Here is a 24,458-nt window from a genome sequence, read left to right on the forward strand (position 1 = left end):
TAATGGACGACAAACTGATCGTCCTTGTGCTCAAGGGATATCCGCGCCTGTCTGAAACATTCATCGCGCAGGAAATTCATTCCCTTGAGCAGAAGGGCTTCCGCATTCACATCGTGTCGCTTCGCCGGCCCAATCACCGCAAGCGTCATCCGGTTCACGAGATGATCAAGGCTCCGGTCACCTATCTGCCTGAATATCTCTATCAGGAGCCGATGCGGGTGTTTCGTGGCTGGCTTTCAGCGCGCAGGCTACCCGGTTATCGCAAGGCACTGAAAAGTTTCCTCAAGGATGCCTGGCGCGAACGAACGCCCAACCGGTTTCGCCGTTTCGGGCAGGCGCTGGTGCTGGCCGCCGAGTTTCCGGAAGGCGGCAAGCTGCTCTACAGCCATTTCATCCACACACCATCATCCGTGACGCGCTATGCAGCCGAGATGCTGGGCATTCACTGGACAGCGTCTGCGCATGCCAAGGACATCTGGACGATCCCTGACTGGGAGCTGAAGGAGAAGCTCGACAGTCTCGACTGGATCGTGACCTGTACAAGTTCCGGACGCGATCATCTGGCCGAACTGGCCAGCGACAGAAGCAAAGTCAATCTTGCCTATCACGGGCTCGACCTCGAGCGCTTCTCCTCATCCGCGCGTGTTGAAAGTATACGTGACGGGATAACCGGCGGCCCGGTGCAGATCCTGACCGTTGCGCGCGCGGTGGAAAAGAAGGGGCTCGACACGTTGATTGACGCGCTTGCCCTTCTGCCACCCGACCTGCAATGGCAGTGGCGCCATGTGGGCGTTGGCGAAGACTGGGAAAAGATCAAGCACTATGCCGCTGAACGCGGGATTGCCGAGAAGGTGGCGTTTCTGGGCGAGATGGCGCAGGCGGAAGTGATTGGCGAATATATGAATGCCGACCTCTTCGCCCTGCCCTGTCGCGTGGCAAGCTCGGGCGACCGAGACGGATTGCCCAATGTGCTGGTGGAGGCGCAAAACACCGGCCTGATGTGCGTTTCGACAACGGTTTCCGGCGTGCCGGAACTGATTGAGGACGGGCGAAACGGCCTGCTGGTGCCTCAGAACGATGCCATAAGCCTTGCGGCCGCACTCGAAAAAGCCATTCGCAATCCGAAGATGCGCGCCGAGATGGGCCGCATCGGCAGCGAGATTGTGGCGCGCGATTTTGAGCATGAAGCCTCGATCAAGCCGCTGGTGAAGCTGTTGCAGACCTCCCTCGACAAGGCTTGAAGCGCCAAATGACAGCCGATCATGAATAAGGATCGGCTGCATCACGCAATCCATCGCCCATGAAGTTGAAGGCGAGGATGACGAGTACGACCGGGATGACCGGAATGATCAGCCACGGATAGATCACCACGACGTTAATATTCTGCGCCTCGTTGAGCAGCACGCCCCAGCTTGTGACCGGCGGGCGCAGACCGAGGCCGAGGAAGCTGAGCGCCGTTTCGCCCAGGATCATGTTGGGAATGGTCAGCGTTGCCGAGGCAATAAGGTGGCTCATGAAACCCGGTATGAGGTGACGCCCGATGATGCGCTGCGGGCTTGCGCCCTGTAGCTCTGCGGCAAGAACATAGTCTTCCTCGCGCAAAGACAGGAGCTTGGAGCGCACCGCGCGCGCCAGTCCCGTCCAGTCGAGAAGGGCAAGCACGATGGAAATGGCGAAATAAACGAGAACCGGGCTCCAGTTGACCGGAATGATGGCCGCAATGGCAAGCCAGAGCGGAATGCTTGGAATGCTCTGCAGAACCTCGATGATGCGCTGAACGACGAGATCGACCCAGCCACCGTAATAACCGGCAAGCCCGCCGATCACCAATCCCAACACAAAGCTGATCGCAACGCCGATGAGACCGATGGTCAGCGATATGCGCGTGCCATAGATGATGCGCGAAAGCATATCGCGGCCAAGCCGGTCGGTTCCCAGAAGAAACACCGTTCCCGGTTTATCGACACAGAAGAGATGCCGGTTGGCTTCAAACAGTCCCCAGAACTGATAGCTGTCGCCCTCACAGAAGAACTTGAGCTTGTAAATATGTGACCTGTCCTCGGGATATTCGCGTTTCAGCGTTTCCATATCGAGACCATATGTCGTGTCATAGACAAACGGACCGATGAACTCTCCCTCGTGGAAAAGGTGCACCGATTGCGGCGGCTGGTAGATATGCCGGATGTGGCGATTGTTGAGATTATAGGGTGCCAGAAACTCGCTGAAGAGCACCGAAACATACATGATGCCCAAAAAGATCGCGCAACCGACAGCAACCTTGTGCAGCTTGAATTTCCACCACATCAACCGCTTTTGTGAGGCGAGATAGTAGTCTTTCTGCTCGGTATTCAGCGTTTCGATCGACAAGGGATCGAAAGGTGCGGCAGACACAAAATGGCCGATCTTCTCGCCATCGGCAGGCAACGGGCTTTTCATCGGGTACGCCCTCCGCTCAAGCGAATTCTCGGATCAAGAAGCGTGAGCGCGATATCGGAAATCAAAACGCCGATCACGGTCAAAACCGCAAGGATCATCAGGAAGGAACCGGCCAGATACATATCCTGGCTTTTCAGCGCGCGAATGAGCAGCGGGCCAGTCGTTTCCAAAGAGAGGACGATGGCCACGACTTCTGCCCCGGAAATGACCGAGGGCAGAATGCTGCCAATATCGGCGATGAAGAAATTGAGCGACATGCGCAACGGATATTTGACCAGCGCGCGGAAGGGCGGCACGCCCTTGGCGCGGGCAGTGATGACATATTGCTTTTGCAGTTCATCCAGAAGGTTGGCCCGCAAGCGGCGGATCATGGCCGCCGTTCCCGCCGTTCCAATCACGATCACGGGAATGATGAGGTGCTGGAGAATGGAGACGAATTTATCCCAGCTCATCGGCTCGCCCAGATATTGCTGATCCATGAGATGGCCGATGGAAATGCCGAACCATCGGTTGGCGAGATACATGAGGATGAGCGCCAGAAGAAAGTTCGGCGTTGCAAGACCCAGCAGGCCAACAAATGTCAGGCCGTAATCGCCCCAGGAATATTTATGCGTGGCCGAATAAACGCCGATCGGAAAAGCAACCAGCCAGGTGAAGACAATGGTGACGAAGGAGACCAGCATGGTGAGATAGACGCGGCTTCCAATCACCTCCGTGACCGGCAATTCATATTCGAAAGAATAGCCGAAATCGCCATGGAGCATGCCTACAACCCAGTCGAAATAGCGCTCGACAACGGGCTTGTCGAAACCATAGGTCTCTTTCATGAACTCGATTTTGGCTGGATCAACCGTTTCGCCAAGGGCTTCCTGTTCAGCGAGATAAGTCTCGAAATAATTGCCCGGCGGCAGCTCGATAATCGTGAAAATGAGCATGCTGATGAGGATCAGCGTGGGGACGGCGGTGGCAAGGCGGAAGAGCACATATCTGAACATGGAACTCACTCCTGACCGAAATAAAAGCTGTCCATCAGCGCAACACCGAAATAGGCAGTGGGCGAGAAGGTGAAGATGCCGCCGTCCGGCACGTTCTTCAGGCTTCGGCGCCGCACGATGGGCTGCAGGGCCTGATTGACGGTTCCGATGGTGAACACCTGATCGGAATAGATATTGAGCATACGATGCCAGATTTCCCGGCGTTGTTCCGTATCGGCTGACGTCGACCATTCTTTGAGAAGGTTCAACAGGGTGCGCGCCTCAGGCAGATCAGGGGCGCTGCCGCTTTTGCCGGCGCTATCGTAATAATTGCCCCATTGCGGCCAGTTCATCTGTGCCTGCGAGGTGGGCGCCAATTCATCCGGCGGCAAATCTGCCGTTGCCAGCCCGAAATCGAACCCCTGCCCCATGGCCATAACCGTGTTTCCGGCGAGCGCACGACGGCGAAGATTGTCGCGCGGCATGTCCCGCCCGAAGATGCGAATGCCGATATCCTCGAAATAGTATTTCAGGAGTTCAATAACGTCAGCTTCTTCGCTGCCGCCCGAACGCTCGATCACCAGTTCCGCCAGACGCCCATCGGGCAGCAGCCTGATCCCGTCATCGCCACGTTTGAGGCCCATTTCATCAAGAAGCGCATTGGCTTGTGCGGGATCATAGGCGCTCCACGCCTTTGCATAATCCTCACGGAAAAGCGGTGATTGCGGCATGACGGTATTGGCGCTTTCATGCGCCAGCCCGAAATAGAATTGCTGGTTGATTTCCTCACGGTTAATCGCCAGCGACAATGCCCGGCGAAAGCGCACATCGCGCATGACGCTGCGCCACGTATCATCATTGGTGTTCAAGTTGGGATAGAGTGCAATCTGCGAGGTTTTACCCTCCATCCAGAGGCTCGTTTCAATATCGTGCGTCTTGCTGGCAGACTTCAGGAAGGTGTAGTCGGAAAAACGCAAGTACCGCCCCTGCAAATCGACTTCTCCGCTGCCCGTTTTCGCCGGAATGATCTCCTCAGATGAGATACCGACAACGATGCGGTCGATGTAAGGTAACTGATTGCCCTTCTCGTCGGTGCGATGAAAATAGGGATTGCGCACGAAGATGAACTGCTCGGCCGGTGGTGCTGTCGTGTTGATCCAGGGGTCGAGACGCGGCAGATCGGGATTCTCAGGCCGGTAATAGCGGCTTTTGTCCACATGCAGCGCTACCCAATTGCGCGCGCCTTCTGCCTCGACCTCCTCTTTCAGCTTTTCCGGGTCTGCATATTTTTCGTGGAACTGACGCATGTAATGCGCTGGCATGTAAATCTGGTTCGGCACGGCGGCAGCCAGCGATGGCAGGAACAGCGGATTGGGCTTTTTCCACGTATAGCGAACCGTCAGATCATCGATCACCTCGAATGTCGGCAGTTCGCCGTTGACCGTCATCTCGGTCATCACGATGCTGCGGGAAAGCTCTTCGTTGAGCGCCACATCTTCCCAATAATAGCGGAAATCTTCTGACGTGAAGGGATGACCATCGGACCATTTATGGCCCGGACGGATGTGCAGCGTGAAAATCCGCCCCTCTTCCACATCGAAACTTTGGAGAATGTCGGGGACGATATTGAGGTTCTCATCAAAGACCACGAGCCGCGAATAGGAATAGACAACCAGCATGCGGATGTCTTTGGAACTGCCCATCAGCGTGTGCAGATCGCCGCCATAGGTGCCGATTGTCTTGCCCATCGCCTCAAGGTTCATGACCCGTGGCACCTGTGGCAGACGGTTCTTCATGGGTGGGAGTTTGCCGGCCTCCACATCGGCAGCAAGCAGCGGCGGCTCCTCGGCCAGGGCGAGACGTGGCTGGGTCAGCGCGAACGAACAGACGAGGCTGACAAGCAGGCACAGGAAGACCACGCCGGACAAAGGACTGCGTTGAAAAGACTGGCATTCACGCATTCGAAAGCACCCAATGACGATCGGAAACCTCGCGCAGACGCGTGTCCGGCGAGGGCATGGACCAGCAGCGATATTTCTCCTCCCAGAGCATTTCCACGTCCTGGATTTCCATATCGGGAACGGAGAAATCGAGCGGACTATCCGGGTCCGTGTTGGGGACTGCGTTCAGGAGCGCCTGCGTATAAGGATGAATGGGATTTGCAAAGAGCGAATCCCGGTCTGCAATCTCCACGATCCTGCCTTTGCGCATGACGGCGATGCGGTCGGCAATGTAGCGGACTACGGCGAGGTTGTGAGAGATAAACAACATGGTCAAACCGATTTCACGGCGCAGCGCATTCAACAGGTTGAGGATCTGGGCCTGGACGGAAACATCAAGTGCCGAGACTGGCTCATCGCAAATGAGCAGTTCCGGCGCCAGCGCCAGCGAACGGGCAATGGAGATACGCTGCCTCTGGCCACCGGAAAAACTGTGCGGATAACGGTTCAGCACGGTTTCATCCAGCCCGACCATGCGCACCAGATCGCCGGCCATCTTGCGGCGGCTCTGCGCTGTGCCAATCCCGTGGATTTCCAGCGGCTCCATCAAGAGGTTCAGGATTGTCGCGCGTGGCGTCAGCGAACCGAACGGGTCCTGGAAGACGAATTGTGCGCAGCGGCGATAGGTTTTGAGCGCCTCGCCCTTGGCGGTCATGACATCGATATCGCCCTTGGCGCCGTGAAAGGTGATGTCGCCATTGTCCGCGGTGAGCGCACGCATGATGAGCTTGCTCAGGGTTGATTTGCCGCAGCCGCTTTCGCCAACGATGCCAAGACATTCGCCGCGCCTGACCTTGAGGCTGACATCATCCAGCGCCAGGAAGGGTTTCGACGAACTCGACAGCCAGCTGCTTTCACGCACCTTGTAGGTCTTGGAAACATGCGACACGCTTAAAAGCGGGCCATCACCTTTTGGTCTTTCGCGGGCATAGAGCATGTCCGGCACAACATGGTCGACCTCGCGAAGGGCCTTGAGCCGTTCGTCGCAAGGCGTTGCAAGGTCGGGAACGGCTGCCATAAGCGCACGCGTATAGGGATGGCCCGGTTCCTTGAAGATGGTGCGCACATCCCCGCTTTCGAGGATATTCCCGTGATAGATGACGACCACCTCATCGGCCATGTTTGCGACGACACCCAGATCGTGGGTAATCAGAAGCATCGACATGTTCAGGAACTGCTGGGCGCGCTTCAAAAGGCCCAGAACCTGGGCCTGGACAGTCACATCAAGTGCGGTCGTCGGCTCGTCGGCAATCAAAAGGGCAGGCCTGCAGATGAGTGCCATGGCAATCATGGCGCGCTGGCGAAGACCACCGCTCAATTCCATGGAGTACATGTCATAGGCACGGGCCGGATCGGGAAAACCGACACGCCCCAGCATTTCGATGGTGGTCTGGCGGGCTTCCTTGCGGCTCACCTTGTGATGCAGGGTCAAGGCTTCCTCGATCTGATCGCCCACCTTGTGAATGGGCGAGAGTGAGGTCATTGGCTCCTGAAAGATCATGGAAATGCGGCTGCCGCGCATGGATTGCATATAAATGCCATCCGGACGTTCTGCCGCATGGTCGAATTCGAGCTGGTCCATTGCCGGATCCCGGAACAGAATGGAGCCGCTGGTAATTCTGGCAGCGCCCGGCAAGATGCCCATGATCGCCTGCGCGATGATCGACTTTCCGGACCCGGATTCGCCAACCAGCGCAACAGTTTTGCCGGCTGGAACGCGAAAGCTCGCGTTTTTGACGACATTCAACTCAAATTTATGCGTTTTAATTGCAATGCTGAGATTTTCCACGCGCAGAAGATCCCGCCCCGCAACAGGAACATGCTCACGCTGGAGAATTGGCTCCGACGCCAAATCCGTTGTCATTCCAGTGTATCTAACCTCTTCCCAACCCCTATGGCGGGACGTTATCACCGGCAAAAAGTGATTCAAAGTGAATTGTTAGGCCGTCGGTGAAAGGATATTATCACCGATCATTGTGATATATTGCGGCGTTTCATATATGTCCCTCTGATATCACACAGCAGGAATCGCTGTTTCATGACAGACTTTAGACGTCCATCCATTTCCCTTTTGGCAGTTTTTCTTGGCGTGCTTTGCCTCGCCTTCGCGCAATTTGGCACACCGGCCGCAGCCCAGAGCATTCCGGGTGTAAGCAGTTCAAGCCAGGATTCGACCTCCGAGGCACTTTCCCAGGTCATTGAAGATGCCAAGTCGAACGGCGCGCGCATTATCGTCATTGAACCCCAAAGCCAAACGGCAGCGCCAGCCGAGCAAATGTCGATGATGACGGTTTTTTCGTCCACCTCGCTTTTGAAGGCCCGTTGGCTGTTTGTCGATATGGTCGATGACGCGATCAAGTTCTATCAGGAGCTGCCGCGCCGCATGGCGGCCATGGGGCCGGATGGAACCTCCGCGTGGCTTCTGCGCGCAATCGCGACAGCAACAGCGGGCTTTCTGCTCGGAGCCTTCGTTTTCAGAATGGTGACACGCTGGGGCCGCAAACGTTTTGCCGAGGAATCGCTGGCCGCCAGCAGAAGCAAGCGTCTCTCCAACAAACTCGGGGCAACGCTCTTTCGCGTGGGCTGGATGGTTTTCAGCCTGATCATCGCCTTTGTCACGGCCATGTTCGTCGCTGTGATCTTCGATAGTGATCACCAGCCCACACGGGAGTTCATCTGGGATATCCTGACCACGTATACGGCCTACCGTTTCATCCGGACGGTGGTGTTCTGGAATTTCTTTGCCCCCGACATATCCGACTTCCGGCTCATAAACCTATCCGACCAAAGGGCACAACGGCTCTTTCGCGATTGGGTCATCGTCTTGTCGGTGGCGGCTTTGCTGGTGTGTTTCTGCCGTCTGATCGGTCAGGTGAAGGGTGATACGCTGGAAGCCTCCTATGAAGTCTCCGCAGCGGTTCGCATGACCATCATCGCTTGCGAGGTGATTGTCACGCTCATGCTTTTGGCGCTGACCATTTCGCACAGAGCAGACACCGAGATGATGGTACTCGGTGAAGGCGACCCCAGGTCCAAGCCGACATGGCGCAGGATCATGGCCGTTCTCGCCACGCCGCTGATGATCATTTACATCCTGTTTGCGTTTGCGACCAGTTCGCTGCGCATCATCCTTCAGGCCGAAAACGGGCTTTTGCCGCTTGCCGCACCGTTCATGGTCTTCATGGCTGCCATTTTCGTTTATGGCGTCGCCCTGTTTCTGCTGGAGAAAATATACGAGCGGGCGGAGCTCAATTATTACCGCCGCCGCAAAGACAAGGCTGTTACCGAAGCGAAAATGCGCCGGCGCGAACTGCAGGCCATGCGCATGGCGCAGGGGATGGACGACGAAGATGCGCGTCTGGCAAGCGGCGAAGAGATGGAAGTTCACCTGAGCGAAGACACGCCCATCCGCACGGTGAAATATTTCCCCGCCTTCAAGCCCTTCTTCGAGACTGCAATACAGGCAACCGTGCTGATGATTTCGATTGGCGAACTCTTCCGGCTATGGGGTTACGGCCACACGATGGAAGCGGGACATCCGATCTCCGCCGCATTGAATACGCTGCTGGTGGTCATCATCGCCTGGGGTGCTTATCGCGCGCTCAACAAATTTATCGATTTCAAAATCATCACCGAAGGCGGGACACTCGACAGCGATCCCATACAACCCGGTGAAAGCGATGGCGAAGGTGGCAAGGGACAATCGCGACTGGTGACGCTTCTGCCGATTTTCCGAAACGTTCTTGTTTCGCTTATTGCGGCCGTCGTTATCGTTGTCGTGCTTTCCAATATGGGTGTGGATGTGGCCCCACTCTTCGCCGGTGCCGGTGTTGTCGGTATCGCGGTGGGCTTTGGCGCACAGACCCTAATCCGCGACATTTTCTCCGGCGCATTTTTCCTGATCGACGACGCATTCAGAAAGGGTGAATATATCGAGATCGACACCACCCGCGGCATTGTCGAGAAAATCTCCATGCGCTCCTTCCAGCTGCGCCACCATCTTGGTGCGGTTCACACCATTCCGTTTGGCGAGATCAAGCGCATCACCAACTATTCGCGCGATTGGGTGATGATGAAGCTGCCGCTGCGGCTCACATACGACACTGATGTGGAGCGGGTGCGCAAACTCATCAAGAAGCTCGGCGAGCAATTGGCCAACGACCCGGAAACCGGCCAATACTTCCTGCAGCCACTAAAATCGCAGGGCGTCTATGCCATGGAAGATTCAGCCATGATCATCCGGGTGAAATTCATGACCCGTCCGGGCGATCAGTTCATCATGCGCAAGGCGGTCTATGCCGCCATCCGGGACCTGTTTCAACGTGAAGGCATCAAATTTGCCCATCGTGAGGTCACGGTGCGGATTGCCGATACCGGCCATCACCATGAACTGACGCCTGAGGAGGAAAAAGCCGTGACGGGTGCAGTGCGCACCATTCTCGACGAGGATGATGAAAAGGCGGCTGGCGGCAAAAGAAAGGCCGCGTCTTACGAGGATATGTAGGACACCTGAAAAGGCAGTTCACTTTTCAAGGGCAGCAAGCTCGAGCACCGATGCGGTTTGAAGGACTGTGTTTTCACAGATGAACTGCATCAGTGCCTCGCAGGTCTCCCATGCGGTTTCGTCGTGAACGAGGTGATGGGAGAGAATGCCGATGTGGTCGCGCCCGGTTTCGCGCGCAAAGCGCAGCTGCGCCTCCAGTTCCACGAGAATGGCCGCCAGCGCCTTACCCTTTTTGACGGGACGCCATTCCATCAGATCCAGATGGCAATCCATCTGCGCAACCGCAGGATTGAACCGCCGCTCGGCAAAGCCTGAAACGACCTTGAAGCCGGCCTGTGGAAGTGCCGCGGCAACCGCATCTGACATGCGGTTCCACGGCGGCACAAGCAGATCGGCAGCGGCATCTCCAAACAGCTGCCGCATACGTTGACGGGCGGTTTCGAGTTCGGTGAGGACCGTCTCCACGCTGCGGGACGGCAGGTTTTCGGTCAGCTCCGTCTTCTTCTGCTCTTTCGCTGAATGGTCGGTGTGCATATAGCCGTGGGTTGCCACACACACGCCTTGCGTTGCATCGAGACACACGCCTAACTCAGGCGTTACAAGACCGGGAATGACAGCAACACAGATCGGGAACCGAAACCGCTGCGCCAGACCCAGGAGCCGGTCAAGCGCCGCACTCGGCTCAATCGCATCGTCATCGCGCCACCATATGACCGGCTTGCGACCGGCTCTCGTCCAGGCGGCAAGCTCGTCTTCCAGCACAGAAAGCCATGTTTCAGTCATTTGAAGCCGGCTCCTTCAGGCAGGACGCAATTGTCTCGGCAAGGACTTGCGCGGCCGCCTCGAGGCTGTTGAGCCTGGCAACACGGGCCGGCCCCGCGGCACCGAGACGTTCACGAAGCTGCGGATCGGTTATCAGCTTTTCAAGAATGGCGGCATATCCGGCAATATCATCCTCGGCTGCCAAAAGACCCGTTTCATGATTGCCGACCACCTGGGAAACACCGAGCGAATCGAGTGCTGCGACCGGTAATCCGGTTGCCTGTGCCTCCAGATAAACCATGCCGATCGGCTCACGGTAACCCGGCCAGGCAAACAGGTCACTTGCGCGCATCAAGCCACGCACCTCCTTTGGCGTCACCGTTCCGCAAAACCGGATACGATCAGGCGCAACGAAGGAAAACCAGCTTTCGATATTTTCCCGTTCCGGCCCATCGCCGACCAGAAGCAAATTCCATTTGTCGCTTGAAACGCGATCAAGCGCATCGGCCAGGATGCGATAACATTCCGCCTTTTTTCCAGGCCGCATCATACCGACGGCAAGGATGACAGGATCGTCGTTTGCGAAAGGCTTTTCAGCAGCCAGACCGCGCTCTGCCTCAAACGGGCTCGTATCGATAAACGGCTTCAGCGGGACAATTGAGCCCGTGTCTTTCAAGACCGTTTCCAGATAATCGCGATCCGAGGATTTCAGGCAAAAGTTTGCCGCAGCCTGATGCATGCCCGCCTCGACAATCGCACGCCCTGCGGCCCAATCCTGCGGTTCGTTCTGACCGGTCCTGCAGGCCTCCGCCGTGAAATAGGGAATGCCGAGCGCCTTACTCACACGCGGGCCGATGGAATCGGGCGCTTTCCAATAGGTATGATAGGTGAACCATGCATCCGGCCTCTGATGCGGCTCGGCGCTCTTGTAATGCGCAATCAGCCTCTCGGCTTCGTCAATGGCCCCTGCCCGCCGTGCTTCGAACAGTTCAGCACCGGGACGCTTCTGATAACAGATATAGCGGGATGCAAGCTCGACCTCAAAACCACCGAGAGACAGCGCCTTGATGATGAGCCGCGCAATCTCGCGGTCGCCCGAGGGGATTGGATGATCCGGCGGCTTCAACGGGGCATAAAAGGCGATCCGGGTCATGGCAAGCGGTCGATAATAGCTTGGGCTGAATTGCCGGCACCGTTCAAATCGAAGCCGGATCTGTCGGGAACCGGTTTTGCCATCGCCGCATCAATGGCTGCGGCCAGCGTTTGCGGTGAGAGATCATCGGGGTGAATGACCTCGGCAAAACCAAGTTTTCGTAAAGCCTCACCACGATTGAGCTGCTCGGTTTCGACACCATCCGAAATCGGCACAACGACGGCGCGGGTGCCGGACTCAAACAGGTCGGAAATCGTGTTATAGCCGCAGCGCGAAATCGAAAGCTTCGTCTGCCGCATCACGCCCCTGAGATTATCGACAAAGGGAACGAGCGTCACATTGGGGCCGACCTCGCTTTTGAGCCTGCCGACAGTATCATCATCCATGTTGATGCCGTAGGCGATCAGCCATCTGGCGTCTTTCATGGAAGAAAGCGCCATCGCATCGATCACTGCCAGCAGCAATTCGTGCCCCAGCACACCGCCACCAACGGACACGACCACATCGGCATTGACCTCCGGAACCGGCTTGGTGTCCGGCTCCGGTGCAACGATGCCGGTGTAAATCAGCTTTTCGGCAAAGCGTGTTGCCGGAGGGAATGTTTCTTCAAGCCGATTGAGCGCACTGTCGCCGTGGACCAGGATGTGATCGAAATATTGCTCGACATAACCCACCGCTTCCTCATAGCGCTCCGGCTTCCAGTTTTCCTGCAGAATGTCGCGCACGGACGAAAAGATGCGGATATCGCGCCCGCTTCGGCGGGCCGCATCCAGCAGGGGCAGAAGCTCAAAGCGCATCTGGCGGCGACCGAGCGGGAAGGTTTCCGTGACAATCGCATCCGGCTCACTCTGGCGGAAAATATCGAGCAGCATATCGGTGCGGCGCTGCTTATAGGCGTCGTCGGCGACCGTGCCGTCCGGCGCTTCCATCTCCCGAAACACCTTGCGCCCGCCCCGCAAGGCAGGGAGATAGTGGATATTGGCACCATCGACGGAGAAATTCGGAACCGGCTCACCGCCGAAGACAAAATCCACCTGCTGGCCGGCCTTGACCAGAGCACGTGCAATCCGCATCGAACGGAACACATGGCCGACACCCATAAGGTGTTGCATATAATAAAGAATCTTCCCCACGGGAACCTTTCTCAAAGACTTTTGATTGCGTCGGCAAGCATTGCTGTGTAACTCAATAAGTCAACATCAATCACAGATGAAAACGAGAAATTTATGGGCAAGCCACCGGATTGGGTTCGCGTTGTCATGCACCGCGAAACAGAAGAATGGGTTCGCGAACTTGGACCCGAGAATATGGACGCTTTCGAGATTTCGGGGCACAAATGGCAGCGCTTCCCATTTCGCAGTTTTTCCAATTCCAGCTTTCCCGAACTGGATATTTGTGAACAGAAACCGGAAGGCGAATATGACATCGTGTTTGCCGAGCAGGTTTGGGAACATCTGAAATATCCCTATCGCGCGGCAAAAAACGTTCTGTCCGTGCTGCGCCCCGGCGGCTGGTTTCTGGTCACCGTGCCGATCCTGATCCGCTACCACCCTCACCCGATTGACTGCAGCCGCTGGACGGCAACGGGCCTACGTTACTTTCTGGAAGAATGCGGGTTTGACCCTGCACAAATCCGCACCAACCAGTGGGGCAACCGCGACGCTCTCATCGCCAATCTCGATCGCTGGGTCCGCTTTGAAGAGGGCAATCACCGGCTGGACAATGAAGAGAATTTCCCGGTCTCTGCCTGGGCGCTTGCCCGCAAACCGCTTGGCTGACAATAGCCAAACTGGAGCTTGAAAAATGCGCACTGCCCTTGTCACCGGCTCGTCCGGCTTTATCGGCTTTTTTCTCAGCCGGCGTTTGCTGGAAGACGGTTTCCGCGTGATCGGTATCGACAATCTGTCCGACTATTATGATGTCGGGCTGAAACAGCGCCGCCAGGCGATGCTGCAGCAAAATGCCCATTTCCAGGTGATTAACGAAAGCATCGAGACACCCGGCCTCCTGATGAAGCTGTTTGAGGCCGAAAGGCCCGATGTGGTTGTTCATCTGGCCGCACAGGCAGGCGTTCGCTACTCCATAGAAAATCCACGCACCTATCTGGAAAGCAATATCGTCGGCACATTCGAATTGCTGGAGGCCGCGCGCGCCTTTCCGCCGCAGCATACGCTGATGGCGTCCACCTCGTCGGCCTATGGTGCCAATACGGAAATGCCGTATCGCGAGACGGTCAAGGCCGATCATCAGATGTCGTTTTACGCGGCGACGAAAAAAGCAAATGAGTCCATGGCGCATTCCTATGCGCATCTCTTCGGCTTGCCGGTTACCATGTTCCGCTTCTTCACGGTCTATGGACCCTGGGGCCGCCCTGACATGGCGCTCTTCAAATTCACCAAGGCCATTTTGAACGGAGAATCCATCGACGTTTATAACCATGGCGACATGAAGCGCGACTTCACCTATGTCGAAGACTTGGTACACGCCATCCGCCTGCTGATTGATGCCGTGCCGGTGCGGCCCGAAGACGGCGTGGTGCCGGATGGCGACAGCCTCTCACCGGTTGCGCCCTGGCGGGTGGTCAATATCGGCAATTCCAACTCGGTGCAGTTGACCGAATACATCAGCGCCATCGAAGCGGCGACGGGCCGCAAAGCGGAGCGCAACCTGATGCCGATGCAGGCGGGTGATGTGCCGGCCACCTGGGCCGATGCCTCGCTCTTGAAGTCGCTGACGGGCTATGCGCCGCAAACCAGTATCGAACAGGGCGTGAAGGCCTTTGTCGATTGGTATCGCGATTATTACAAAACCTGACACAGGCGCTCACGCTGTGGAAGCCACTTGCAGGAATTGCGCCTGAACCTCCATTTGTTCAGCCCCCATGTCATCGCCGCTGATGATCGTCTTGCCCATGTGGCGGGCGGCGGCGACAAATCTGGTATCGGTCGGGCTGGTCACTGCATCACAGCAAAGCAAGGCACGTTCGATCACCATCTCTGAAAACGGCAGCGGATCGGTGTCTTTCTTGCCAAGGGTGGTCGCGTTGATCAGAATATCACTTTGGGCGGCGGAAGCTGTGATTTCGACATTTGGCCAATAGATATCAAGCAGACGCATGAGGTTTTCCCGTCGATCCGGATCAAGCTCCTCGATTTCCAGCCTTGTAATGCCCTTTTCACAAAGGCAATCGACAATGGCCAACCCGGCACCACCGCCAGCACCCACCACATGTGCGGTGCGCCCTTCGGGAGCAAACCCTGCCTTTTCCATGGCGTGGACCATTGCAAGGCCATCTGTCGCTTCGCCCCACAAGCGGCCGTCATTTTCCCGTCTGATCGTATTCAGCGCCCCGAGCCGCCGGGCTCTGTCGGTCATGCCGTCCACGGCGAGAAACGCAGCCTGCTTGTGCGGATAGGTGACGGAACAGCCGAGCATATTGCTGCTCGCACGCATCATCTGCCAAAATGCATCAAGCCCCGCAGGCGCGATGTCGAGGCCGAACATGACCGCATCAATCCCGCCTTCCTGAAAATAGCGGTTGAATGCGGGCGGGGAAAAAACGCCGGCCACCGGATGGCCGATAATGGGAAAAAGCCACGTCGCACCCGTAATTTGCATTTCCTCGCCCTCCATGTCCGATGCTTGACAGCTTTATTGGGAATTTCTAAAAATCTCCAACATTTTTCGAAATAGGGAACAGCATGTTCTTCGGCAGATCACAGGAAGATGACGATACAGTCGTGGCGATGCTGGCCTCTGCGCTCAGGCGTGACATTTCGTTCGGCGTCTTGCAACCCGACCAGAAATTGAAGATCGATGTTCTTCGCCAGCGTTATGGCGGCTCGAACCATTCCATGCGCGAAACGCTGCGGCTGCTCTCGGCAGAAGGTCTTGTGGAGGCCACAAGCCAGCGCGGCTTTCGGGTGACGTCGGCGACCGAAAGCGACCGTCGCGATATTCTCATGATCCGTCTGGAAGTCGAAAGACTCGGTCTTTCCCGGTCGCTTGCAACGGCCGGTGTGGAATGGGAAACGCGCATTGTGGCTGCCTTTCACGCGGCAGACCGCGCCGATCTGAAGGTTCAGCAAGAGCCGGACGACCTGACAGCGCTGGAGTGGGACGAGGCGTCGCGATCCATGTCTGCGGCGATCATGAGCGCCTGCGGTTCGCCGCGCCTTGCTGATCTTGCCGAGAAGTTTTTCAACCAGTCACGCCGTTTCCGCCTTGCCCTGTTGCGGGAAGGACGGATCGATTTTACGGCCCGCAAGGCGCGACGCGACGCCTTGCAGCAAGCAATCCTGACCCGGCAAAACGACCGGGCGCTGTCGCTTCTTGAAGAGGAGATCACCGCCGATATCGGCGGACAGGAAAACTAAAACCAATAACCAGGGAGGAAATCATGGTTTTATTCAACAGACGTCAGACACTCGGGCTTATGGGTGCTGCGGCGGCAAGCCTCGCAACGCCGGCGATTGCACAGAACAAGAAAATTGTGGTGGGTGCGCTCAACCTTGCCAGCCATTCGGGCAGCTTTATTGCTCTGGAGCGCGGCTACTTTGCAGATGCGGGCCTTGATGTTGAACTGAAGTTCTTCCAGGCTGCCCAGCCCATGGCCGTTGCGATTGCCAGCGGCGACGTCGATTTTGGTGTAACGGCCATCACCGGTGGCCTGATTTCACTGGCCGATAAAGGCGCAGTCAAGGTCTTCGGCGGTGCTCTGACGGAAGAACCCGGCATCGAAGGACAGAAGATCCTGGCCTCGAATGCAGCATTTGATGCAGGCGTGAAAACGCCGAAAGACATGGACGGCAAGCGCTTTGGCGTGACCACTGCCGGCTCATCTTTCCATTACATGGGCTCCAAGGTCGCAGAGAAGGAAGGCGTAAAGCTGGAATTTGTGCCACTGCAAAAGGTAGGCGCAGTGATTGGGGCGCTGAAGTCGGGTCAAATCGATGCGTGGTCCATCGTGCCGAATATTGCAGGCGGTCTCACCGGCGCTGACGCGGCCCATGAAATCGGCATTATTGCAGACTACCTGCCGAACTATCAGGTCACAACGCTGTTCACCTCTGCCAAAAACGCCAGTGACCGGCGCGAAGAGACGAAAGCGTTTCTCACGGGCTACAATCGCGGCGCAGCCGACTACAACGCAGCTATGGTGGACAAGACGGCTGATGACGCCGATGCACTCGTCGAAATCATCCACAAATATGTCTATTCCGACCAACCGATTGAAACGGCGAGCGCATCGATCAAGGCCGGCTCCATGCGGCTTAGCAAGAATGCTGCGCTGAACCTGGCCTCAGTGCGTGATCAGCTGAGCTGGTTCCAGTCCGAGGACCTTGTCGACAAATCGATTTCCATCGAAACGCTGGTCGATACGTCCTACGTCGACATTATTGAAAATTAAGGTCGGGAAGCGCCGGCGGCAATTATCTGTCGCCGGCCTGTGCCTGCAAGGAACGCCTTGAAATGGATATCAGACTGGATGCCATAAATCACTTTTATGGCAAGACCGAAATATTGAAGGACATAACGATCGATATTCCGTCGGGAAAGATCGTGTGCCTCGTCGGGCCATCCGGCTGCGGCAAATCCACTTTGCTGCGTTTTGCAGGCGGTCTGGAGAAACCGACTTCGGGACGTGTTCTGCAGCTTGGCGAGCCGCCGGAAGGCTGTCTCAACACCCTGACCTATGTGTTTCAGGATTTCGCGCTGCTGCCCTGGCGCAGCGTTCGCGGCAATATTTCCCTCGTGCTGGAAGACCACGGCATACGCGGCACCAAGGCTGATGCGATCATCACCGATGTGCTGGCCCGCACGCGCCTGACAGATTTCGACAAGGCGCTTCCCAAGCAGCTGTCCGGCGGCATGAAACAACGTGTCGCGATTGCCCGGGCGCTTGCCGTCAATCCGGCAGTGCTGCTGATGGATGAGCCCCTGTCTGCGCTCGATAGCCAGACGCGCGAACTCTTGATGGACGATCTCGTAACGCTTTGGACACGCACGCCTTTTACAGCACTTTACGTGACCCATAATCTGGCCGAAGCGGTGCGTCTTGGCCACCGGGTGGTCGTGCTTTCACGCCGACCCGGTCGCATCCGCGAAATCGTGGAAATCGACAAGCCGCTCGCCGAGCGCGGCTATGCCGATGCCGATCTGGAAATCATCCAGAAGCACCTGTGGGACTTGATGCGCGACGAAGCCCGCGCAGCCGAGGAGGAGTTGATCGATGTCTGATACAGCCTTCGCCAATACGCCCCTGGCAGAAGAGACCCGGCAAAGCGAAGTCCGTTTTCGCGGTGGCGGTTTTGCGCCGCGCAATCGTCGCTGGGTCGGTTTTGTCGTCTTTGCGGTGCTGATCGGCTTGGCGGAGATTGGAACGCGCACCGGCTTCATCTCCAATCTTACCCTGCCTCGCCCGTCGGATGTGCTCGAAACCATCGTGCAGCTCTATCAGTCCGGCCTTCTGTTCAAACATCTTGTCCCCTCGCTCACCCGTCTGGTGGTTGGCGCGGCCCTGGGTGCCAGCATCGGCATTTCGGTCGGCGTCATGGTTGGGCTCTTCTCCTATGTGCGGGCCGGTCTGGTGCCCCTTCTCGCCGCCCTGTTCCCTATCCCCAAGATCGCGCTTCTGCCGCTTTTCGTTATCTGGTTCGGGATCGATGAAGGGTCCAAATATGCGCTCATTGCCTTTGGAACATTCACGCCGACGGCGGTTGCAACCTATAGCGCAGTGGACAATGTGGACCGTTCACTGATCCGCATGGGACAGAGCTTCGGACTTTCCTGGTTTTCCATCGTGCGCAAGATCGTGCTGCCCGGCGCCATGCCCGGCATTCTCTCCGGGCTGCGCATCAGTCTCGCCATCGCGATCATTCTGCTGGTGGCCGCCGAAATGCTTGGCGCGCAATATGGTATCGGTGCCTATATTCTCGAGGCCGGTTCGCTCTATGACCTCGAGCGGCTTTTTGCCGGCGTGGTGATCCTCTCGCTGCTGGGCGTTCTCGTCAGCACCGTCATTGGCATTATCGAGCGCAGGCTTCTGGGGTGGCGCACATGATCCGCCAGCCTGAGACAGATTATGACGTGATCGTTGCCGGAGGTGGTGCCGGAGGCGTGGGTGCAGCGCTCGGTGCCGCGCGCGAAGGCGCGAAAGTTCTGCTGATCGAAAAATATGGCTTTCTCGGCGGTGCTGCCACGACATCCAACGTGCTCGCCTATTGCGGCTTCTTCCAGCAGGGACCTGAACCCGTCAAGGCCGTTGGCGGGGTTGCCGATCTCGTTCTCGACGAGATGCGCGCGCTCGGTGTTTCCGCCGATCCTTTCCGCTCGCCGACAACGCATAACTGGATCATTCTGCTGGAGCCGGAAACGGTGAAGCTGGCGCTCGATAATGTTCTGCGCAAAAATGGCGTCGATGTGCTGCTGCATACTCGTGTGGCAGCCGTGACGCGCACCGCAGACAGGCTTCATGCGCTGACCCTCGCCGGCATGGAAGGACGATGGCGTGTCGAGGCGGAAAACTATGTGGACGCCACGGGTGACGCAAACCTGGCGCTGATTGCCGGCATTCCAAGCCGCATCGGCAATGAAGACGGCAGGCTGCAAGCCGCCTCCGGACCGATCCGTGTCGGCGGACGCAACCCCAATGTGCCGATTGACCGCAAGGCCATTATTGCGGCTTTTGAGGACTATAACAAAACCGGAGATTGGCCGACGGCGCGCACCGATGGCGGCATTTATACCGAGATCCCCATGACCGGCGAGATGTGGTGGATGATCTTCGATCATCCCATGGCCGATCTCAGTTCAGCAAGTTTCACCCGCGCAGAACAGGCCTCTCGGGCCGCTGCCCACGACTATATCAACGTCTTGCGAAAATCCGTTCCGGGGTTTGAGAACGCCTATCTGGTGCAGACCGGACCGCAAATCGGCATCCGCGAAAGCCGGCACCCGCAGGCACGATATGAGCTCACCGGCGAAGACCTGCTGACCGGTCGTCGCAGAGCCGATGGCGTTGCCTATGCCGCATGGCCGATCGAGGATCATTCGGTGGCCGGCAAGCCGGTTTACAGATCGGTGGGCGGCGATGGTATTGCCGACATTCCACTCGACAGTTTACGGGCCAAGGGCGTTGATAATCTCTGCTATGCGGGCCGTGTGATCGGGGCCGACAGCGCGGCATACGCTTCAATCAGGGTTATGGGCACCGCCTTTGCCACCGGTGAAGCGGCTGGTCGTTTCAGTGCTTCCGGCGCGAACGGACTGAAAAATCTCTGGAAATAGAGAGACGCTGCACGGCCTGTATTGCTCGACATGACAGCGCAAACAGGCTTGACCGTGCGCTATGGGCAAAGGTTAATAGAGGCCACGCCGCTTTCTGGCGCTGGCCAGGTCAAAAGCGATTGTCGCGCAAACGGTCGGCCCCGATAGCGTAACCAATGGGGCCTCGCTTGACTGATTTTCTGCTTCTTGCCTTCATCTTCCTTGTTGCCGGCGTGATTTCCGTGCCGATTGCATCGCGGCTCGGACTGGGTTCCGTGCTCGGCTACCTGCTGGCCGGCATTATCATATCGCCCATACTGGCGGGCCTGCATGTCGATATCCACTCGATTCAACAGTTTGCGGAGTTCGGCGTGGTGATGATGCTGTTCCTGGTCGGACTGGAACTGGAGCCGCAGCGGCTATGGGAGATGCGCGGCAGGCTTCTGGGTCTTGGAGGCCTGCAGGTTTGCGGCACGGCGCTCGCAATCACGCTTGCGGCCATGGCCCTCGGCCAGCCCTGGCAGACGGCGCTGGCGATCGGCCTCGTGCTTTCCCTTTCCTCCACTGCAATCGTCCTGCAGACGCTGGGCGAAAAGGGCCTTCTGAAATCGGATGGCGGCCAGTCCAGTTTTTCGGTGCTGCTCTTTCAGGACGTGGCAGCCATTCCCATGCTCGCACTCATACCGCTGCTTTCGCTGCCGGCACTGATGCTGACAATGGGTGGCCACGGTGAGGTTGCGGATGCCCATGGCGGCGGCATCAGCCTGGTGGCTGATCTGGAAGGCTGGCAGGTGGGTCTCGTCAACATTGCGGCCATCGCCGCTGTCATTCTGGGTGGCAACTATCTTACGCGGCCGATCTTTCGCTTCATTTCCAATGCGCGCCTTCGCGAACTCTTCACCGGCACCGCGCTGATGATTGTCATCGGCATTGCACTTCTCATGTCGCTGGTGAACCTGTCCCCTGCCCTTGGCACATTTCTGGCCGGTGTGGTTCTGGCCAATTCGGAATATCGCCACGAGCTTGAATCCGACATCAATCCATTCAAGGGGCTGCTTCTCGGACTGTTCTTCATCACCGTTGGTGCGAGCGTCAATTTTGACCTCCTATCCGGCAATTTCCTCGTCATTCTGGCGCTGACGGCGGCGCTGATTGCCATAAAGACCGCGATACTCTGGCTTCTCGGTGTGATGTTCAAGCTGCAGGGTGCTGACCGCTGGCTGTTTGCGCTGGGGCTTGCGCAAACCGGCGAGTTTGCATTCGTTCTCTTGTCCTTCTCTGTCGCCAATGCGGTGATACCGCAGCAGATTGCCGACCTTCTTCTTCTGGCCGTAGCGATTTCGATGATGCTGACGCCGGTGATGTTCATCATCTACAATCGTGTCGTCATCCCGCGATTTGCGGCGGAGGAAGCGCGCGAAAACGACGAGATCACCGAACAAAGCGATATTATCATTGCCGGCCACGGCAGAGTTGGCGGCATTGTCAACCGCATGCTGCGCTCGGCAGGTTACAAGACCACCGTGATCGACTTCAGCGCTGCGCAGCTGGATATGCTCAGAAAGTTCGGGTTTCACGTCTATTATGGCGATGCCACCCGGCCCGACCTTCTGCACGCTGCCGGCATCGCCCGCGCCCGTCTGCTGGTCATCGCCATCGACGACAGGGATCAGACAACAGAGCTTGTGCGCTATGTCGTCAAGCACTATCCGCATCTCCATGTGATCGCCCGCGCGACCGACAGGTATCACGTCTACCATCTGTGGCATGCCGGCTGCCGCGATATCATCCGCGAGACCTATGACAGTTCCATCCGCATGGGCCGTTCGGCTTACGAGGCCTTGGGCGCGCCGCATGAGGCGGCCGTTGAAATGGCCGCCGCGTTCGAGGAGGTCGACCGCTCCTCCATGGTCGAACTTGCCGATCTCTTCGACCCCGACAAGCCCGGCAGCGAAAACGATGCCTATATCAAGCGCACGCTTGAGCTGCGCGATGAATGGGATAAACAATTGCTCGGCAAAGCGCAGGACCTGATGAAGAAATACGCACCCGAAAAGGAGTAGATTCCTTCAGGTGAGTGCCTGCGCCCATGAAAAAAGCGGCGGTCGCTGAATGCGCCGCCGCCTATTGTTTTCATCTTGCAACCCGCCGATGGGAGGATTCGTCAGGTTGCAAATTCCGTTTCCTAAAGGGCCTGTTCAAGCCGAGCCGTTGATGCTTTTTCGATTGCAGAACGCGGATCGCCGATTTCGCTTGCATTGGCGGCTTCAAAGCCGAAGAAACCGGTCAACAGCAGCAAAAATATAACAAAAACAGCGGCATTGAGGATGATGACAACCCCCAGAAAAAAAGAATTATTCTCCATTTTTTTATCCTATTATTGTATCGCGGCCATACGGAACCGCATCCGCTGCCGAATTGCAGCGGCCTTCAAATCGGTCTCAATCACTTGAAATCTGTTCGGGCGAGCCGATTACGCCTGCACGCACCGGCTGTCAATCAGCCTGTTATAAAAATGTCATAAAAGCTTAAAATTCGGGCATTGCCGGCCACGGCGGTTTCGGTTGCTCCTCGTTTTGATGTCGTGCTGGTGGGCAATCTGACCGTTCGAATCAAGTCAGTGTCACCGGCTCCTGAACCAGATGGACCCCGAAACGCTCAGCGACCCGTCGCCGGGCCTCATCTGCCAGCGCCTTGACGTCGCTGAAATCTGCGCCACCGTGGTTGACGAGAACGAGTGCGTGCTTTTCGGAGAAACCAGCACCGCCGAGACGATAGCCCTTCAGCCCGCAGGCCTCCAACAGCCAGCCGGCCGACAGTTTCAAACCATCGTCCACAATATGAAAAGGTACGCCTTCCAAGCTTGTTCTTCGCTCCTGCGGCACGACCGGATTATGGAAGAACGATCCCGCATTGCCGGTTTTTCGCCAATCGGGCAGCTTTGAAGCCCGCAGCTGCAGCACCGCTGCACTTACCTGCTGCGGTGTGCAGCCTACACCCAGTTCACCCAGGCCGGCATAGGAAAGATGCGCTTGCCAGGCACGCGGCAGGGCCAGCACAACTTCCGTGATGAGATAGCGACCCGGCTCATCCTTGAAGCGACTGTTGCGATAGCGAAACGCGCACTCATTCCCGCGAAATGTGCGCATGCAATGGTCGCGGGTGTCATGGGCAATCACACGTTCCACGAATTGGCTGATTTCCCGGCCATAGGCACCAATGTTCTGCACCGGGGCAGCTCCGACTGTGCCTGGGATACCGGAGAGATTTTCAAGCCCGCCGATACCCTGGGCAACCGTCCACTCGACGAGATCCGGCCATGACTCGCCGGCCTTTGCCGTGATTTTAACGCTGTCGGGATCGCTGCTTTCGATGCTGCGACCGCGCATCGCCATCACGCCAATAACGGCTTCGATCTCCTGTCCCAAAACGCAATTGCTGCCGCCACCCAGAAGATGAAAAGGAAGGCCTTTCGACTGCGCCGCTGCGAGCCCGGCTGCCAGGTCTTCGAGAGTGTGGATCAAACCACCAAAGCGCGCTCGGGCCGGGAGCCCGAGCGTGTTGTGATGCCTCAGATCGAAATGCTCAATCAGGTGCATCGCGCGCACCGGGCATCGCTGGCCTTCATTGCACCTCGCGGATCAGATAGGTGCAACGCTGCCCACCCTCGACGATATGCGTGAGCCTTTCGATTTCCGTGTCAGGACCAAGCGCTTGTTCGAAAAGCGCAAGCTCGGCCCGGCAAAACCCCTGACAGAGAGTCGCTGCCGCACAAATCGGACAGTGGTTTTCTATGAGCAGCATACCGCCCCCCTCGGCAGCTTTTGCCTGGGCCATATAGCCTTCTGCACTGCGCAGCTCCGCAAGCCTGGAGACACGTTCTTCAAACGATCTGCACTTTGCAAGTTCGCGCTTGTAGAACGGGCCAGCACTGCGCTCGCGCCGCGTAATGACCTTGTCGAGTGCGCTCGGCCCCAAGACCTCACGTATACCTTCAAGAATCTCGATGGTCAGAGCCGCATGCGTATCGGGAAATCGCGCCTGCCCCTTCTCGGTCAGGTCAAAATAGCTCGACGGTCTGCCGCGTCCCTCGCCACGGCGCTCCTCAGACACGAAGCCTGATTCCACCAGTTTTTGAAGCTGTTGACGGGCAGCCTCCCCCGTAATGTCAAGCTTCCCCCCAATTTCCGACGCAGTCAGGGCACCATACATCTTCATCATCAACAGGACGCGTTCGGAAGGATTCCTCGGCGACCACTCATAATTTTCCAAGTTGCTGCTTGACATATTCCTCCAGATATTTTCAAAGCATATACTTGTTTTAATAACGCATCGCGGCAAAAGCGGCAAGCTCTGCCCCG

At 57.3% G+C, this 24,458-nt stretch carries 21 protein-coding genes; 10 read left to right on the top strand and 11 right to left on the bottom strand.

Features of this window, described 5'->3' with window-relative positions; translation table 11 throughout:
- The first annotated feature begins 2 nt into the window (after positions 1-2).
- Positions 3-1,241, top strand: coding sequence for a glycosyltransferase family 4 protein (locus tag NHF56_RS15605; protein ID WP_252806198.1), 1,239 nt, complete (start codon positions 3-5; stop codon positions 1,239-1,241).
- A 19-nt stretch (positions 1,242-1,260) separates the two neighbouring features.
- Here NHF56_RS15605 and NHF56_RS15610 read toward each other — a convergent pair whose 3' ends face one another.
- Genes NHF56_RS15610 through NHF56_RS15625 form a run of 4 tightly spaced genes read right to left on the bottom strand, consistent with a single transcriptional unit; the run spans position 1,261 to position 7,274 of the window.
- Positions 1,261-2,436 carry an ABC transporter permease gene (locus NHF56_RS15610; RefSeq protein WP_252806200.1) on the bottom strand — a complete coding sequence of 392 codons (1,176 nt, stop codon included), beginning with the start codon at positions 2,434-2,436 and terminating at the stop codon, positions 1,261-1,263.
- Positions 2,433-3,431, bottom strand: a complete 999-nt coding sequence (locus tag NHF56_RS15615) for an ABC transporter permease (RefSeq protein WP_252806202.1) — start codon at positions 3,429-3,431, stop codon at positions 2,433-2,435. Before NHF56_RS15615 ends, NHF56_RS15610 begins: the two co-directional genes overlap by 4 nt.
- A 5-nt stretch (positions 3,432-3,436) precedes the next feature.
- Entirely contained in the window at positions 3,437-5,371 is a 1,935-nt protein-coding gene (locus NHF56_RS15620) for an ABC transporter substrate-binding protein (RefSeq protein ID WP_252806204.1), read from the bottom strand.
- A complete protein-coding gene (locus NHF56_RS15625; protein ID WP_252806206.1) occupies positions 5,364-7,274 on the bottom strand; it encodes an ABC transporter ATP-binding protein in 1,911 nt (636 codons plus the stop codon). The genes NHF56_RS15620 and NHF56_RS15625 overlap by 8 nt, the downstream gene beginning before the upstream one ends.
- 174 nt (positions 7,275-7,448) lie before the next feature.
- On the opposite strand from NHF56_RS15625, the gene NHF56_RS15630 reads away from it, so the two are divergent.
- Complete coding sequence (locus NHF56_RS15630) at positions 7,449-9,914, top strand: mechanosensitive ion channel family protein (RefSeq protein WP_252806208.1); 2,466 nt, start codon at positions 7,449-7,451, stop codon at positions 9,912-9,914.
- Positions 9,915-9,932: 18 nt separating this feature from the next.
- On the opposite strand, the gene NHF56_RS15635 is transcribed toward NHF56_RS15630, so the two are convergent.
- From NHF56_RS15635 to NHF56_RS15645, 3 genes are read right to left on the bottom strand one after another with little or no spacing between them, the layout of a single operon-like run.
- The gene (locus NHF56_RS15635) at positions 9,933-10,697 is read right to left on the bottom strand and encodes a polysaccharide deacetylase family protein (protein WP_252806210.1); all 765 of its coding nucleotides are present in this window, start codon (positions 10,695-10,697) and stop codon (positions 9,933-9,935) included.
- A complete protein-coding gene (locus NHF56_RS15640) occupies positions 10,690-11,829 on the bottom strand; it encodes a glycosyltransferase family 4 protein (RefSeq protein ID WP_252806211.1) in 1,140 nt (379 codons plus the stop codon). Before NHF56_RS15640 ends, NHF56_RS15635 begins: the two co-directional genes overlap by 8 nt.
- Positions 11,826-12,941: a glycosyltransferase family protein gene (locus NHF56_RS15645; protein ID WP_252806213.1), complete on the bottom strand. Its 1,116-nt coding sequence runs from the start codon at positions 12,939-12,941 to the stop codon at positions 11,826-11,828. The genes NHF56_RS15640 and NHF56_RS15645 overlap by 4 nt, the downstream gene beginning before the upstream one ends.
- Before the next feature lie 114 nt (positions 12,942-13,055).
- Between NHF56_RS15645 and NHF56_RS15650 the strand changes: the two genes are divergently transcribed.
- Both NHF56_RS15650 and NHF56_RS15655 read left to right on the top strand, forming a co-directional pair.
- Positions 13,056-13,607 carry a methyltransferase domain-containing protein gene (locus NHF56_RS15650; RefSeq protein ID WP_252806215.1) on the top strand — a complete coding sequence of 184 codons (552 nt, stop codon included), beginning with the start codon at positions 13,056-13,058 and terminating at the stop codon, positions 13,605-13,607.
- A gap of 25 nt (positions 13,608-13,632) precedes the next feature.
- Positions 13,633-14,643 carry a GDP-mannose 4,6-dehydratase gene (locus NHF56_RS15655; protein ID WP_252806217.1) on the top strand — a complete coding sequence of 337 codons (1,011 nt, stop codon included), beginning with the start codon at positions 13,633-13,635 and terminating at the stop codon, positions 14,641-14,643.
- A gap of 9 nt (positions 14,644-14,652) precedes the next feature.
- On the opposite strand, the gene NHF56_RS15660 is transcribed toward NHF56_RS15655, so the two are convergent.
- The gene (locus tag NHF56_RS15660) at positions 14,653-15,447 is read right to left on the bottom strand and encodes a shikimate dehydrogenase (RefSeq protein WP_252806218.1); all 795 of its coding nucleotides are present in this window, start codon (positions 15,445-15,447) and stop codon (positions 14,653-14,655) included.
- 83 nt (positions 15,448-15,530) lie between these two features.
- Between NHF56_RS15660 and NHF56_RS15665 the strand changes: the two genes are divergently transcribed.
- The 6 genes from NHF56_RS15665 (at position 15,531) to NHF56_RS15690 (ending at position 22,160) form a co-directional block, all read left to right on the top strand.
- Positions 15,531-16,205 carry a GntR family transcriptional regulator gene (locus NHF56_RS15665; protein ID WP_252806220.1) on the top strand — a complete coding sequence of 225 codons (675 nt, stop codon included), beginning with the start codon at positions 15,531-15,533 and terminating at the stop codon, positions 16,203-16,205.
- Between the two features lie 20 nt (positions 16,206-16,225).
- Positions 16,226-17,239 (top strand): ABC transporter substrate-binding protein, encoded by a 1,014-nt coding sequence (locus NHF56_RS15670; protein WP_373456330.1) that lies wholly within the window; start codon positions 16,226-16,228, stop codon positions 17,237-17,239.
- A gap of 62 nt (positions 17,240-17,301) precedes the next feature.
- The gene (locus tag NHF56_RS15675) at positions 17,302-18,069 is read left to right on the top strand and encodes an ABC transporter ATP-binding protein (protein ID WP_252806224.1); all 768 of its coding nucleotides are present in this window, start codon (positions 17,302-17,304) and stop codon (positions 18,067-18,069) included.
- Positions 18,062-18,892, top strand: coding sequence for an ABC transporter permease (locus NHF56_RS15680; protein WP_252806226.1), 831 nt, complete (start codon positions 18,062-18,064; stop codon positions 18,890-18,892). Before NHF56_RS15675 ends, NHF56_RS15680 begins: the two co-directional genes overlap by 8 nt.
- Positions 18,889-20,118, top strand: a complete 1,230-nt coding sequence (locus NHF56_RS15685; protein WP_252806228.1) for an FAD-dependent oxidoreductase — start codon at positions 18,889-18,891, stop codon at positions 20,116-20,118. Before NHF56_RS15680 ends, NHF56_RS15685 begins: the two co-directional genes overlap by 4 nt.
- Positions 20,119-20,285: 167 nt before the next feature.
- Positions 20,286-22,160, top strand: coding sequence for a monovalent cation:proton antiporter-2 (CPA2) family protein (locus NHF56_RS15690; protein WP_252806230.1), 1,875 nt, complete (start codon positions 20,286-20,288; stop codon positions 22,158-22,160).
- 122 nt (positions 22,161-22,282) lie between these two features.
- On the opposite strand, the gene NHF56_RS15695 is transcribed toward NHF56_RS15690, so the two are convergent.
- From NHF56_RS15695 to NHF56_RS15705, 3 genes are all read right to left on the bottom strand, one after another.
- Positions 22,283-22,462, bottom strand: coding sequence for a hypothetical protein (locus tag NHF56_RS15695; protein WP_252806232.1), 180 nt, complete (start codon positions 22,460-22,462; stop codon positions 22,283-22,285).
- 247 nt (positions 22,463-22,709) lie between these two features.
- Positions 22,710-23,696: a UDP-N-acetylmuramate dehydrogenase gene (gene murB, locus NHF56_RS15700; RefSeq protein WP_252806234.1), complete on the bottom strand. Its 987-nt coding sequence runs from the start codon at positions 23,694-23,696 to the stop codon at positions 22,710-22,712.
- A gap of 25 nt (positions 23,697-23,721) precedes the next feature.
- On the bottom strand, positions 23,722-24,384 hold the full coding sequence (locus NHF56_RS15705) for a metalloregulator ArsR/SmtB family transcription factor (RefSeq protein WP_252806236.1): 663 nt from the start codon (positions 24,382-24,384) through the stop codon (positions 23,722-23,724).
- Positions 24,385-24,458: the final 74 nt, after the last annotated feature.

This window comes from Rhizobium sp. L1K21, from assembly GCF_024055895.1.
In the GTDB taxonomy this organism is placed as follows: Bacteria; Pseudomonadota; Alphaproteobacteria; order Rhizobiales; family Rhizobiaceae; genus Ensifer_A.